14 protein-coding genes are annotated in these 13,363 nt (G+C 74.4%); 9 read left to right on the top strand and 5 right to left on the bottom strand.

All coding sequences use genetic code 11. From position 1 onward, the window contains the following. Positions 1–12 precede the first annotated feature (12 nt). Complete coding sequence (locus tag POD19_RS01515) at positions 13–1,203, bottom strand: DNA polymerase III subunit delta' (protein WP_036316045.1); 1,191 nt, start codon at positions 1,201–1,203, stop codon at positions 13–15. After that, positions 1,200–1,859, bottom strand: a complete 660-nt coding sequence (gene tmk, locus POD19_RS01510) for a dTMP kinase (RefSeq protein ID WP_036316043.1) — start codon at positions 1,857–1,859, stop codon at positions 1,200–1,202. Before tmk ends, POD19_RS01515 begins: the two co-directional genes overlap by 4 nt. 81 nt (positions 1,860–1,940) lie before the next feature. On the opposite strand from tmk, the gene POD19_RS01505 reads away from it, so the two are divergent. Beyond that, positions 1,941–2,237: a DUF2516 family protein gene (locus POD19_RS01505; RefSeq protein ID WP_036384680.1), complete on the top strand. Its 297-nt coding sequence runs from the start codon at positions 1,941–1,943 to the stop codon at positions 2,235–2,237. A gap of 25 nt (positions 2,238–2,262) precedes the next feature. On the opposite strand, the gene POD19_RS01500 is transcribed toward POD19_RS01505, so the two are convergent. Continuing rightward, a complete protein-coding gene (locus tag POD19_RS01500; RefSeq protein ID WP_101966087.1) occupies positions 2,263–3,105 on the bottom strand; it encodes an SAM-dependent methyltransferase in 843 nt (280 codons plus the stop codon). A 49-nt stretch (positions 3,106–3,154) separates the two neighbouring features. Here POD19_RS01500 and POD19_RS01495 point away from each other — a divergent pair, with 49 nt between their 5' ends. Then, positions 3,155–3,913, top strand: coding sequence for a phosphoglyceromutase (locus POD19_RS01495; protein WP_063189350.1), 759 nt, complete (start codon positions 3,155–3,157; stop codon positions 3,911–3,913). 61 nt (positions 3,914–3,974) lie between these two features. Here POD19_RS01495 and phoU read toward each other — a convergent pair whose 3' ends face one another. Further along, positions 3,975–4,643 (bottom strand): phosphate signaling complex protein PhoU, encoded by a 669-nt coding sequence (gene phoU / locus POD19_RS01490; protein WP_136940051.1) that lies wholly within the window; start codon positions 4,641–4,643, stop codon positions 3,975–3,977. A gap of 163 nt (positions 4,644–4,806) precedes the next feature. Here phoU and POD19_RS01485 point away from each other — a divergent pair, with 163 nt between their 5' ends. Continuing rightward, positions 4,807–6,036 carry a sensor histidine kinase gene (locus POD19_RS01485; protein WP_340309275.1) on the top strand — a complete coding sequence of 410 codons (1,230 nt, stop codon included), beginning with the start codon at positions 4,807–4,809 and terminating at the stop codon, positions 6,034–6,036. Next, complete coding sequence (locus tag POD19_RS01480) at positions 6,033–6,713, top strand: response regulator transcription factor (protein WP_041104721.1); 681 nt, start codon at positions 6,033–6,035, stop codon at positions 6,711–6,713. The genes POD19_RS01485 and POD19_RS01480 overlap by 4 nt, the downstream gene beginning before the upstream one ends. Before the next feature lie 91 nt (positions 6,714–6,804). Here POD19_RS01480 and POD19_RS01475 read toward each other — a convergent pair whose 3' ends face one another. Next, on the bottom strand, positions 6,805–7,356 hold the full coding sequence (locus POD19_RS01475) for a hypothetical protein (RefSeq protein ID WP_036384688.1): 552 nt from the start codon (positions 7,354–7,356) through the stop codon (positions 6,805–6,807). A gap of 201 nt (positions 7,357–7,557) precedes the next feature. On the opposite strand from POD19_RS01475, the gene POD19_RS01470 reads away from it, so the two are divergent. The 5 genes from POD19_RS01470 to POD19_RS01450 all read left to right on the top strand — a co-directional run bounded on the left by POD19_RS01470 (position 7,558) and on the right by POD19_RS01450 (position 13,305). Next, complete coding sequence (locus POD19_RS01470; RefSeq protein WP_036384689.1) at positions 7,558–8,040, top strand: CarD family transcriptional regulator; 483 nt, start codon at positions 7,558–7,560, stop codon at positions 8,038–8,040. A 154-nt stretch (positions 8,041–8,194) separates the two neighbouring features. Further along, positions 8,195–9,469 carry a 2-C-methyl-D-erythritol 2,4-cyclodiphosphate synthase gene (locus tag POD19_RS01465; protein ID WP_340309497.1) on the top strand — a complete coding sequence of 425 codons (1,275 nt, stop codon included), beginning with the start codon at positions 8,195–8,197 and terminating at the stop codon, positions 9,467–9,469. A 73-nt stretch (positions 9,470–9,542) separates the two neighbouring features. Then, the gene (cysS, locus tag POD19_RS01460; protein ID WP_060973913.1) at positions 9,543–11,000 is read left to right on the top strand and encodes a cysteine--tRNA ligase; all 1,458 of its coding nucleotides are present in this window, start codon (positions 9,543–9,545) and stop codon (positions 10,998–11,000) included. A gap of 74 nt (positions 11,001–11,074) precedes the next feature. Then, on the top strand, positions 11,075–12,064 hold the full coding sequence (rlmB, locus tag POD19_RS01455) for a 23S rRNA (guanosine(2251)-2'-O)-methyltransferase RlmB (protein WP_036382443.1): 990 nt from the start codon (positions 11,075–11,077) through the stop codon (positions 12,062–12,064). A gap of 233 nt (positions 12,065–12,297) precedes the next feature. Beyond that, positions 12,298–13,305 carry an ABC transporter substrate-binding protein gene (locus tag POD19_RS01450; protein ID WP_060973912.1) on the top strand — a complete coding sequence of 336 codons (1,008 nt, stop codon included), beginning with the start codon at positions 12,298–12,300 and terminating at the stop codon, positions 13,303–13,305. Positions 13,306–13,363: the final 58 nt, after the last annotated feature.

The raw sequence follows: 13,363 nt of genomic DNA, 5'->3' as shown, positions 1-13,363 counted from the left end.
CGGCGCGGCCGCTCAGCGACGTCGCGGGGTGCGCACCCGGCGGGGCAGCAGGGCCAGCATCATGGCTTCGAGGGCCAGCTGCTCCGGCACGTTGGCGGCGATGCGCTCGCGGGCCGTGGTGACGGCGTCGATCCGGGCGAGCACCTCGGCCGAGTCGCCGGCGGTGCCGCGGGCGTACGCCTCGATCTCGTCCCGACGGTGCTCGTTGATGAGCTCGCCGTCGGCCCCCAGCTGCACGCGCAGCACGTCCCGGAACAGGCCCATGACGTCGATCATGGCCCGGTCCAGCGAGTCTCGGACGGCGCGGCGCCGCCGGCGGGTCTGGTCCTCCTCGAGCCGTTTGACGTGGTGGCGGAGCTTGGGCGGGACGGGCTCGCCGGGCTCGAGGCCCAGGGAGCGGCGCAGTGCCTCGAGCTCCTCGGCGTCCCGGGCTTCGGCGGCGGACTCGGCCTCGGCCTTGGACACCTCGGCCAACGTGGCGGCCAGGGCCATCGCGTCGGAGACGGCGGTGGCCTGGAGCGGCAGGGAGAGGATGCGCTCGCGGCGTTCGAGGGCCTCCGGGTCCCGCGCGAGGCGGCGGGCCATGCCCACGTGCGACTGGGAGATCCGGGCGGTGGTGAGCGCCGTCTCGCGGTCCAGCCCGTCGCGGCGGTGCAGCAGCTCCGCCACCTGCTCCACGGCGGGGATGCTCAGCGTGATCAGCCGGCAGCGGGAGCGGACGGTGGGGAGCACGTCCGCGGGGGACGGGGCGCACAGCATCCAGATCGTGCGGGCCGGCGGCTCCTCGATGGCCTTGAGCAGCACGTTCGTGGCGCGCTCCGTCATGCGGTCCGCGTCCTCCATGAGGAAGATCCGCCAGCGCCCGGTGGCGGGGGTGGACTGGCCGGCCTCCACGAGGGCGCGGACGTCCTCGATCCGATAGCTCACCGCCTCGGTGGCCAGCACGGTCACGTCCGGGTGGGTGCCGCCGAGGACGGTGCGGCACGCGTGGCACTCGCCGCAGCCGCGCGCCGCCGGGTCCGCGACCTCGCACTGCAGGGCCGCGGCGAACGCACGCGCCGCCGTCGACCGGCCGGAGCCGGGCGGGCCCGTGAACATCCAGGCGTGGGTGGGACGGTCCTCGGCCGCGGCGCGGCGCAGCTGGGCCACCGCGGCCTCCTGGCCCGCGAGGTCCGCGAACACGGCGGGGGCGGGGGCCGTCATCGGTCGGCCGCCTGGGCGGTGACGCGGGCCAGCGCGCGGGCGGTGAGCTCCTGCGGCGGCAGCGCGCCGTCGAGCACGAGGTACCGCTCGGGCGCGGCCGCCGCGCGCGCGAGGAAGGCGGCGCGCAGGGCCTCGTGCCGGTCCGCCGTCTCCCGCTCCATGCGGTCGGGGGTGCCCTCGCCCTCCGCCGCGCGCCGGTCACGCCGGTCCGCGGCGGTGGCCGCGTCCACGTCGATCAGCACCGTCAGATCGGGGACGAGGCCGTCCGTGGCCCACTCGTTCAGGGCGGCGATCCGCGCCTCGCCCAGCCCGCGCGCCGCGCCCTGGTAGGCCACGGACGAGTCCACATACCGGTCCGTGACGACGACGGCGCCCCGGGCCAGCGCGGGGCGCAGCGTGCGGACGGCGTGGGCGGACCGGGCCGCGGCGAACAGCAGCGCCTCGGTGCGGGGGTCCACGGGGGCGTGCCCGGGGTCCAGCAGCAGCTCCCGCAGCGTCTCGCCCAGGTCCGAGCCGCCGGGCTCGCGCGTGAGCACCACCTCGTGGCCCGCGGCGCGCAGGGCCTCGGTCAGGGCGCGGGCCTGGGTGGACTTGCCGGATCCGTCCGGTCCCTCGACGGCGACGAACAGGCCGCGATGCTCGGTCTGGGTGCTCACGCCTCGAGCCTAGACGCCGCCCCGGACGGGGAGGGAACCCGTCCGGGCCGACCGCCTAGACTGACCGGCATGAGCGCCCCCATGCACTTCGCCCTGCTCGTCGACCACTGGCTGTTCCGCGTCCTGGCGATCGCCGCGCTCGGGCTCGAGGTCTGGGCGCTGGTGGACGTCGTCCGGCGCCGCCCCGACGACTTCGCCCGCATCGGGGGCCGGGACAGGAGCTTCTGGCTGATCCTCACCGGCGTCGCCGCCGTCGTCGGGCTCCTCGGCGTGCTCGCCGGCGGCGGGATGGGCATGTTCGGCCTCGTGGCCGCGTGCGTGGCGTGCGTCTACCTCGCCGGCCCCCGCCAGGACATGGGCCCGGCCCTGCGCCGCTGAGGGTCCCGCGCCGTCGGCGCCGCCCTCATGACGACGGCGCCACCGCCGCCCAGCGCACGCTCAGCTCCCCGCGCCGCCACTGGTGCGGGCCGCCCAGCACGGGCCAGCCCGCCGCGCGGAGCGTGCCGACCGTCGCCAGCCACCGCTGCCGCGTCCCGTAGGCCGCGAGCGGGGCGTGCGCGGCCCACGCGGCGTCGGCCTCCGCCAGGAGCCGATGGACGGGCTCGCCGGGTACGTGCCGGTGGATGAGGACCTTCGGCAGGCGCGCCGCCACGTCCGAGGGGCGGGCGAAGGACCCCAGCCGGAGGGCCACGGTCAGGCTCGCGGGCCCGTCCCGACGCAGGTCCACCCAGGCCGCCCGCCGGCCGTCCTCGGAGCAGGTGCCCTCCACGAGGACGCCGTCGTCGGCGAGCCCCGCGCACAGCAGGGACCAGATCGCGGGCACGTCCTCCTCCCGGTACTGGCGCAGCACGTTGAACGCGCGCACCACGGTGGGCGGCCGCGGCACGGGCAGCTCGAAGCCGCCGACCGCCCAGGTGACCCCCGGCAGGTCGCCGGCCCGCTCCCGGGCCCGGGCCACCCGAGCGGGGTCGATCTCGAGGCCCACCAGCTCGAGGGCCGGGTTCTGCACGCGCAGCCGCTGGGCCATCTCGACGGCGGTCACCGGCTCCGCGCCGAAGCCCAGGTCCACGGCCAGCGGGCGGGGAGTGCGCCGCAGCAGGGGGCCGTGCACGTCCGTGAGCCAGCGGTCCACCCGGCGCATCCGCTGCGCCGCCGTCGTGCCGCGGGTGATGTGGCCCTGCGGGCCCCGTGCCGGGACTGGGCCGGGCGTCGTGCGCGCGCGCAGCCGCCGGGCCTTCTCCACCATGGGCTCCAGCGTAGGGGAGCGGCGGGACGGGTCCGCCTAGGATGGTGACATGGCGAACACCACGTACACGCTGGTCCTGCTGCGGCACGGTCAGAGCGAATGGAACGAGAAGAACCTGTTCACCGGCTGGGTGGACGTCCCGCTGACCGAGAAGGGGCGCGCCGAGGCCGCCCGCGGCGGTGAGCTGCTGGAGGCGGAGGGCATCCGCCCGGACGTGGTCCACACGTCCCTGCTCAAGCGCGCCATCACCACGGCCAACCTGGCCCTCGAGGCCGCGGACCGCCAGTGGATCCCGGTCAAGCGCAGCTGGCGCCTGAACGAGCGCCACTACGGCGCCCTGCAGGGCAAGGACAAGGCCCAGGTGAAGGAGGAGTTCGGCGAGGAGCAGTTCATGGTCTGGCGCCGGTCCTTCGACACCCCGCCGCCCGCCCTGGACGACGACTCCGAGTTCTCCCAGATCGGCGACGAGCGCTACGCGGACCTGGGCAAGGACGCCCCCCGCACCGAGGCCCTCAAGCAGGTCATCGACCGCCTGCTGCCCTACTGGGAGGAGCAGATCCTGCCCGACCTCAAGGCCGGCAAGACCGTGCTGATCGCCGCGCACGGCAACTCGCTGCGCGCCCTGGTCAAGCACCTGGACGGCATCTCGGACGAGGACATCGCGGGCCTGAACATCCCGACGGGCATCCCGCTGGTCTACGAGCTGGACCAGAACTTCAAGCCGATCACCGCGAACGGCCGCTACCTCGACCCGGAGGCCGCCGCCGCCGGCGCCGCCGCCGTGGCCGCCCAGGGCTCCGCGCACTGACGCGTCCGACGACGACGGGCCGGGACCCCGCCGGGGGCCCGGCCCGTGGCGTCGGGGACGGTCAGGAGCCGGTGGCGTCCGGGCGGTGGGTCGCCCACTCGCCCGTGACGAGGTAGCGCACCTTGGCGGCCACGGACAGGCCGTGGTCCGTGAACCGCTCGAGGTAGCGCGAGGCCAGCGTGACGTCCGTGGTGGTGGCCGGCGTCGCGCTCCAGTCCGGGGCGGCGATCGCGCGGAAGACGGACAGGTGCAGCGCGTTGACGTCCTCGTTGAGGGCGTCGATCCGGTCCCCGTGCGCCAGGTCCTGGGTCTCGAGCAGCAGGACGACCTCCTCGGCCACCTCCACGGCGGCGTCGCACATCGCGGTGATCACGGTCCGGACCTGTTCCGGGATGACGTGCTCGGGGTAGCGCAGCCGGGTCAGCTGGGCCACGTGGCGGGCGAGGTCGCCCATGCGCTCGAGCGAGGAGCTCATCCGCAGCGTGGCGACGACGGTGCGCAGGTCCGTGGCCACGGGCGCCTGCAGCGCCAGGATGCGCACGGCCTGCTCGTCGAGGGACTCCTGCAGCTGGTCGATCCGCGCGTCCTCCGAGATGACCCGTTCGGCGCCGTGCACGTCGGCCGCCTCGAGGGCGGCCTGCGCGTCCATCATGGCGCGGTGCACGAGGCGGGCGATCTCGCTCAGGTCGCGGCCCAGCCGCTCGAGGTCGGCCCGGTAGAGCTCGCGCATGGTCTCCTCTCCCCGGCGACGCCCGTGCGCCGCCGACCCCGACTCCCCGGGGCAACGGTCCACCCTGGCAGGGCAAGATGAACGGCCCATGAACGCCGATCGTCCGGCGTCTGGCGGTGCCTGGGCAGCCCGTCTCCGGGCCGCCAGAGGCTAGTCTGGTGCCGTGGATCCCGTCATCATCGGCCTGCTGTGCGGAGCGGTCGGACTGTTCACCGGAGTGGCCTCCATGCTGGCCTTCCGGGCGTCCGAGCGCTCGCGGACGGTGGACCTGACGGTCGGCGAACCCACCCTCGCCCCGGGCGCCGCCGAGGTCCTCTCCGTGGTCGGCCGCGCGTACGCGGTGGTGGACGACGTCGACGGCGTGGTGCGCGCGAACCCGCGCGCCTACGCCCTGGGCCTCGTGCGAGGGCACTCGCTCGTCCAGGACCAGCTGCGGGAGCTCACGCGGACCGTGCGGGCCGACGGCGTCATCGTCGAGCGCCGCATGGAGCTGCCCCGAGGACCCCTCGGGCAGTCGAGCCTCGTCGTCGAGCTGCGCGTGGCCCCGCTGGACGAGGAGTACATCCTGATCCTCGCCGACGACCGCACGGACGTGACCCGCACCGAGGCCATGCGCCACGACTTCGTCGTCAACGTCTCGCACGAGCTCAAGACGCCGGTGGGCGCCATCTCCCTGCTCTCCGAGGCCATCGGCGACGCCGCGGAGGACGAGGAGGCGGTGCGTCGCTTCGCCGCACGCCTGGGCGTCGAGTCCCGCCGGCTCTCGGCCCTCGTGCAGGACATCATCGAGTTCTCCCGGCTGCAGGCCAAGGACGTGGTCCAGGACGGGGGGCCCGTGGACCTCAACGCCGTCGTCGCCGACGCCGTGGACCGCCTGCGCCTGACCGCCGAGGACCGCGGCATCGCGCTGCGCGTGGGCGGCCGCGTGGACGCGGTGGTGCACGGGGACCAGGACCAGCTGATGACCGCGGTGCGCAACCTGGTGGACAACGCGGTGCGCTACTCCCCGGAGGGCACCACGGTGGGCATCGGCCTGAGCTCCGTGGACGGGCTCGCCCAGGTCACCGTCACGGACCAGGGCATCGGCATCAGCCCGGAGGAGCAGGAGCGGGTCTTCGAACGCTTCTACCGCGTGGACGCGGCGCGGTCGCGTCAGACGGGCGGCACGGGCCTGGGGCTGAGCATCGTCAAGCACGTCGTCATCAACCACGGAGGGGAGGTCACCCTCTGGTCCCAGCCGGGCCGCGGGTCGACCTTCACCATCCGCCTGCCCGAGTGGGGGGACGGTGTCGCCGTCGACGGCGCGCCGGGTGCCGCCCACGTCACCGAGCGGCGCGGTCACCGGGTGACCGCCTCGGCCGCACCCCCGACCCGGAAGGAGACGAGCGCATGAGCCGCATTCTGATCGTGGAGGACGAGGAGTCGTTCAGCGACCCCCTGTCCTACCTCCTGGAGAAGGAGGGGTTCGAGGTCACCGTCGCCGCCGACGGCAACGAGGCGCTGAGCGTCTTCGAGCGCGACAGCGCGGACCTGATCCTCCTGGACCTGATGCTCCCGGGGATGTCCGGCACCGAGGTGTGTCGTCAGGTGCGCCAGCGCTCCAACGTCCCCGTGATCATGCTGACCGCGAAGGACTCGGAGATCGACAAGGTCGTCGGCCTCGAGCTCGGGGCGGACGACTACGTGACCAAGCCGTACTCCTCGCGTGAGCTGGTGGCCCGCGTCCGCGCCGTGCTGCGCCGTCAGGGGGACCAGGAGGAGCCGATGTCGGCGACCATCAGCGCCGGCCCCGTGCGCATGGACGTCGAGCGGCACGTCGTCTCCGTGGACGGCGAGCAGGTGTCCCTGCCGCTCAAGGAGTTCGAGCTGCTGGAGATGCTGCTGCGCAACGCCGGGCGCGTGCTCACCCGCGGCCAGCTGATCGACCGCGTGTGGGGCTCCGACTACGTGGGGGACACCAAGACCCTCGACGTGCACGTGAAGCGCCTGCGCTCCAAGATCGAGCCCGATCCCTCGAGCCCCCGCTACCTCGTCACGGTGCGCGGCCTGGGCTACAAGTTCGAGGCCTGACCGGCGCGCTGCACCCGGGACGACGACGGCCCCGGCTCCACCTCGCGGTGGGGCCGGGGCCGTGGCGTGCCGGGCGCAGGCCCGGCGGAGGTCAGTGCTCCTCGCCGTAGTGGTGGGTCTCCTCGTGGAGGTGCCCGACGAGATCCTCCTCCGAGGGCTCGACTCCCTCGGGGAGCAGGTCACGGTACTGCTCCTGGGTGGCGCTCAGCAGCGGGACGGCCAGGTCGGCGGTGCCGCCGTTGCCGGAGACGGTCACGGGCAGGTTCTCGCCGACCCACACGCCCTCGCGCTCCAGGACGGTTGTGTTCGCCTCGTCCTCGAGCTTGCGGCTCTCGCCGGCGGGGACCTTCAGGGTCGCGGAGCCGCCGCCCTCGGCCTGGAAGGTGTAGGTCTGATCCTGGCCGGAGGTGTTCTCCACGGTGCCGATCAGGCGGGCGGGGCCCGACTCGCCGTCGCCGACGAGGGCGAGGTTGCGGTAGCTCAGGAAGTCCTGCTCCTGGCCGTTGATGCCGTCCGAGGGGGAGTACTGGATGGCGGTGGCGATCGGGCTCACGGCGGAGCAGCCGGTGGCGCCCAGCAGGGCGACCGCGGCCAGCGCACCTGCGGCGAGGTGGCGCCGGGCGGGCCGGGATGCGTTCTTCACAGAGGTCTCCTCAGGTGCGATGACGTGCTCAGGAGCCCCGAGGCAGGGGTCCTGCCAGGTCAGGCTACCGCATCCCGGGACGCCGGCCGGCCCGTGGCGCCGGGTCGTCCACTATCACATCCGGAGGCCGAAGATGTGACGGCGCGCGCGGCATGACGAGGCCGCATGATAGAATGAGACGACTGAAAGGGGCACAACAACATGGTTTTTGAGGTCGGAGAGACCGTCGTCTACCCCCATCACGGTGCTGCGCGGATCGAGGAGATCAAGATGCGCACCATCAAGGGGGAGGAGAAGATGTACCTCAAGCTCAAGGTGGCGCAGGGAGACCTGACCATCGAGGTCCCTGCGGAGAACGTCGACCTCGTCGGCGTGCGTGACGTCGTGGATGCGGAGGGGCTCGAGCACGTCATGGAGGTCCTGCGCGCCGAGCACGTGGAGGAGCCGACCAACTGGTCCCGCCGTTACAAGGCGAACCTGGAGAAGCTCGCCAGTGGCGACGTCAACAAGGTGGCCGAGGTCGTCCGCGACCTGTGGCGCCGCGACCAGGACCGCGGCCTGTCCGCCGGTGAGAAGCGCATGCTCGCGAAGGCTCGCCAGGTGCTCGTGTCCGAGCTGGCGCTGGCCAAGAAGGTCACCGAGGAGGAGGCCGAGGGTCGCCTGGACAAGGTGCTCGAGGGCTGACGGGCAGCACACGGCAGGGGAGGGGTCCGCGTCCACGACGCGGGCCCCTCCCCTGTCTCGTCCCCGGCCCGTCCGGCGCCGCCGGAGGGGGTCCCGGGCCACGGGCACCGGCGCGCTCCCTAGGATGAGGCCATGCCCACCGCCCTCGTGATCGCTGCCGCCGGCGCCGGCACCCGCCTCGGCGCCGGGCTGCCCAAGGCCCTCGCCCCCCCTCGCGGACGGCCGCACCCTCCTGCGCCACTGCCTGGAGTCCGTCGCCGCCGCGCGCGCCGCCGGGCTCGCCCTGGACGCCGTCGTGGTGCTCACCCCGCCGGTGGAGGCCGATGCCGGCCGCGTGGCCGCCGAGGTCGACGCCGGCCCGCGCCTGGACGTGCCCGTGCACTGCGTGCCCGGCGGCGCCGAGCGCGCGGACTCGGTCCGCGCCGGACTCGCCGCGGCCTCCGGCGCTCTGGCCGACCTCGCCCCGGCGGGGGCGCCCCGCTGTGTCCTCGTCCACGACGCGGCCCGCGCGCTGACCCCGCCGAGCGTGTTCGGGGCCGTGACGGCGGCGCTCGGGACCGGCGCGGTCGCCGCGGTCCCGGGCCTGCCGCTGACGGACACCGTCAAGCAGGTCACCCCCGGACGGGGCGGCGTCGACGTCGTCGCGGCCACGCCGGCCCGCGCCGGACTGCGCGCGATCCAGACGCCGCAGGGCTTCGACCTGGACACCCTGCTGGCGGCCCACGAGGCCGTGCGCACGGACCCCACGCTCGACGCCGCGGCGCTCACCGACGATGCGATGGTCATGGAGGCCGCGGGGCACGAGGTCGTGGTGGTGCCCGGCGACCCGGCCGCGTTCAAGGTCACCGCCCCCGCCGACCTCGACCTCGCCCGCCTCGAGCTCGCCCGCCGCGCCCCCAGGGGGCCTCCATGCGCCAGCCCACCCGCCCCGCCGTCGCGGCCGCCCCCCTGCCGCGCGTGGGGATCGGCACCGACGTGCACGCGTGGGCACCCGAGGATGCCCCCGGCCCCTGTGGCTCGGCGGCATCCACTGGCCCGGCGAGCGGGGGTGGCCGCGACCTCGGACGGGGACGTGGCCGCCCACGCGGCGTGCAACGCCCTGCTCTCCGCCGCCGGCCTCGGCGATCTCGGGGCCGTGTTCGGCGTCGACCGGCCCGAGATGGCGGACGCCTCCGGCGCGGACATGCTCCGCGAGGTGCTGCGCCTGCTGACGGAGGCGGGCGTCGCCGTCGGGAACGTGGCGGTCCAGGTGGTCGCACCCCGGCCCAAGGTGGGCACGCGCCGCGCGGAGATGGAGGCCGCCCTGTCCGCCGCCCTCGGCGGGGCCCCCGTGTCCGTCTCCGCCGCCACGACGGACCGGCTGGGCTTCATCGGGCGCAGGGAGGGGCTGGTGGGGATCGCGACCGCGCTCGTCGTCCCCGCGGCCTGAGCCCGCGTCGGCGCACCGACTAGGCTGGCAGAGCCCCGTCAGGACCCCGCCCCTCCGGAAGGACCGCGCCCCCATGGCCCAGCGCTTCTACGACACCCGCACCGCGCAGATCCGGGACTTCGAGCCCCTCGTGCCCGGCGAGGCGTCGGTGTACTACTGCGGGGCCACGGTGCAGGGCATGCCGCACGTGGGCCACGTGCGCAGCGCGATCGTGTTCGACATCCTCATCCGCTGGCTCGAGGCCACCGGGCTGCGCGTCACCTCGGTGCGGAACGTGACGGACATCGACGACAAGATCCTCGACCGCTCGGCCGCCTCCCACGAGGCCGGCTTCGAGGCCTCGGACCTCTACCCGGCCCGCGAGCCGTGGTGGGCCCTGGCCTACCGGTTCGAGAAGGCGTTCGACGCCGCCTACCTCGCCCTCGGCGTCCGCCGTCCCACCTATGAGCCGCGCGCCACCGGCCACGTGCCCGAGATGTTCGCGCTCATCGAGCGCCTGATGGAGCGCGGCCACGCCTACCCCGCGCAGGACGGCTCGGGCGACGTCTACTTCGACGTCCGGTCCTGGGAGCGCTACGGCGAGCTCACCCGCCAGCGCGTCGAGGACATGCAGGACGCCCCCGACGCCGACCCGCGCGGCAAGCGCGACCCCCGCGACTTCGCCCTGTGGAAGGGCGCCAAGCCCGGCGAGCCCGCCACCGCCGTGTGGGAGTCGCCCTGGGGCGCCGGCCGCCCCGGATGGCACCTGGAGTGCTCGGCCATGTCCACGAAGTACCTCGGCGCCGAGTTCGACATCCACGGCGGCGGCCTGGACCTGCGGTTCCCGCACCACGAGAACGAGCTGGCCCAGTCGGCGGCCGCCGGTGACGGCTTCGCCCGCTTCTGGCTGCACAACGGGCTCGTCACCTACGGCGGCGAGAAGATGTCCAAGTCCGTGGGCAACACGATCTCCCCCGAGGAGATGCTCGGCATGGCCCGCCCGACGGCGGTGCGCTACTTCCTGGGGCAGGCCCACTACCGCTCCCAGCTCGACTACCGGCCCGGCGCCCTCGACGAGGCCGAGGCCGCCGTCGAGCGCATCGAGGGCTTCACGGCCCGCGCCCGGGCCGCGGGTGCCGTCCCGCCCGCCCCCGACGGGGCGCTCGCGGACCGCGTGCCCGCCGCCTTCCGCGCCGCCATGGAGGACGACCTCAACGTGCCCCAGGCGCTCGCGGCCCTGCACGAGGCCGTGCGCGCCGGCAACTCGGCGCTGGCCGGGCAGGACCTCGACGCCGCGGCCGCCCGCCTGGCCGAGGTGGAGGCCATGACCGCGGTGCTGGGCCTGGACGACGTGCCCGAGGGCGACGACGCCGCGGCCGGCCCGGTGTCGGACGCCCTCGACTCGCTCGTCCGGTCGCAGATCGAGGCGCGGGCGCAGGCCCGCGCGGACAAGGACTGGGCCACCGCGGACCGCATCCGCGACGCGTTGGCCGCGGCCGGCGTCGTGGTGGAGGACGGCGCCGACGGCGCCACATGGCGCCTGGCGGACTGACACCTAGACTGGAGGGCGATCCGGCGGCGCCCCGCGTGCCGCCGCCCCCGTCCCCGGCCCGCAGGAGTCCCGCCATGTCCACCGCACCCCGCTCCGGCGGATCCCGCAAGCCCAAGGGCAAGAAGGGCCCCATGAAGGGCACCGGCGGCCACGGTCGCAAGGCGCTCGAGGGCCGCGGACCCACCCCCAAGGCCGAGGACCGGGTCTACCACAAGGCGCACCGCGCCAAGCAGCTGGCCGAGCGCTCGGCCGCCAAGCGCGGTCCCGTGAAGGACCAGGTCCGCGGCCGCGTGAAGCTCACGGATGAGACGGTCTCCGGTCGCAATCCCGTGCTCGAGGCGCTGCGCGCGGGCATCCCGGCCAAGGCGCTGCACGTGGCCGTGCGCATCGAGATGGACGACCGCGTCAAGGAGGCCCTGCGCCTCTGCCTCGAGCAGGGCGTGCCGGTCCTGGAGAACACCAAGCCGGAGCTGGACCGCCTCTCCGGCGAGGCCGTGCACCAGGGCATCGTGCTGCAGATCCCGCCCTATGAGTACGCGGACGCCACGGCCCTGGCCCTCGACGCGCTCGCGAAGCACGAGAAGGGGCACCTGCGGACCCCGCCGCTGCTGATCGCGCTCGACGGCATCACCGACCCCCGCAACCTCGGCGCCATCATCCGGGCCGGCTCCGCGTTCGACGCGGACGGCGTGATCGTGCCCGAGCGCCGCTCCGTCGGCGTGACCGCCACCGCCTGGCGCACCTCGGCCGGCGCGGCCGCGCGGGTGCCCGTGGCCCAGGCCGGCAACCTGAACACCACCCTCGTCGACCTGCACAAGGCCGGCTACTTCGTGCTGGGCCTCGACGGCGGCGGGGACGTCTCGCTGCCCGGGCTCGCCCTGGCCACGGAGCCGCTCGTGCTCGTGGTGGGGGCCGAGGGCAAGGGTCTGTCCCGCATGGTGCGGGAGCACTGCCAGCAGATCGTGTCCATCCCGATCGACTCGACGATGGAGTCCCTCAACGCCTCGATGGCGGTGGGCATCTCGCTGTACGAGATCTCGGTGCAGCGCGCCGGCGGGCGTTGACCTCGACGGCGCCGCCGCCCGGGATGACGGCCGGGCGGGGACGCGGGTCTCGCACACGGCGCCGACGCGGGCAGAGTGTCCACAGTGACGCCGGTCACATGGCAGGATGTCGTGTGGATGCGCGCACGTCTTGCCCGTGACGCGCGTCACCGCGCACAGTGTCTGCACTGTGTCCGACGGGCCCCCGTCGGCGAGCGCATCCCGCACCGCACCATCAGAACGAGGTCCGTCTCATGAAGCACCCCTCCCTCCCCCTCACCGCCGCCCTCGCCGTCGCCGCCCTCGGGCTCACGGCGTGCGGCGACTCCGGCTCCGGCGGCTCCGGCTCGTCCTCCGCCGCCGGCGACGGCTCCTACACCGTGGGCATCAACCAGCTCGTCTCCCACCCGGCGCTCGACGGCGCGGCCGAGGGCTTCAAGGAGGCGTTCAAGGACGCCGGCCTGGACGTGACGTTCGAGGAGCAGAACGCCCAGGGCGAGCAGGCCACGGTCACCTCCATCGCCTCCACCTTCGCCAACGACGCGGACGTGGACCTCGTGGCCGCGATCGCGACCCCTGCCGCGCAGGGCACCGCCTCGGCCGTGAAGGACAAGCCGGTCGTGTTCATGGCGGTCACCGATCCCCAGGGCGCTGAGCTCGTGGCCTCGGACGAGGCCCCGGGCGGCAACGTCACCGGCGTCTCGGACCGCAACCCGGTCAAGGAGCAGCTGCAGCTGCTCAAGGACGTGAAGCCGGACGCCACGACCGTCGGCATCGTCTACAACTCCGGCGAGGCCAACTCCAAGGTCCAGGTGGACCAGGCCAAGGAGGCCGGCAAGGAGCTGGGCCTCGAGGTCAAGGAGGCCACCATCACCAACTCGTCCGAGGTCCAGCAGGGCGTGCAGTCCCTGTCCGGCGTGGACGGCATCTACGTGCCCACGGACAACGCCGTCGTCTCGGCGCTGGAGACCGTGGTGGGCTACGGCAAGGAGCAGCGCGTCCCCGTCATCTCGGCGGACATCGACTCCGTCGAGCGCGGCGCCCTGGGCACGTACGGCATCGACTACGAGGCGCACGGCAAGCAGGCCGGCGAGATGGCCGTGAAGATCCTCAAGGACGGCGCGAAGCCGGCCGAGCTGCCCGTGGGCTACGCCGACCCGGCCAACCTGCAGCTCGTGCTGAACCCGAAGGCCGCCGAGGCCTACGGCGTCGAGATCCCCGCCGAGCTCACGGACAGGGCCGATCAGCTCGTCGAGGGCTGATCCCGCGCCTGCCCGCCTCCGCGGCGGCCCGGACCTCGTGGTCCGGGCCGCCGCGGAG

Source organism: Micrococcus sp. GPGPB33 (assembly GCF_037853785.1).
In the GTDB taxonomy this organism is placed as follows: Bacteria; Actinomycetota; Actinomycetes; order Actinomycetales; family Micrococcaceae; genus Micrococcus; species Micrococcus luteus.
Note: the sequence above shows the minus strand (reverse complement) of the source record. Positions and strands in the feature narration are given on the sequence as shown.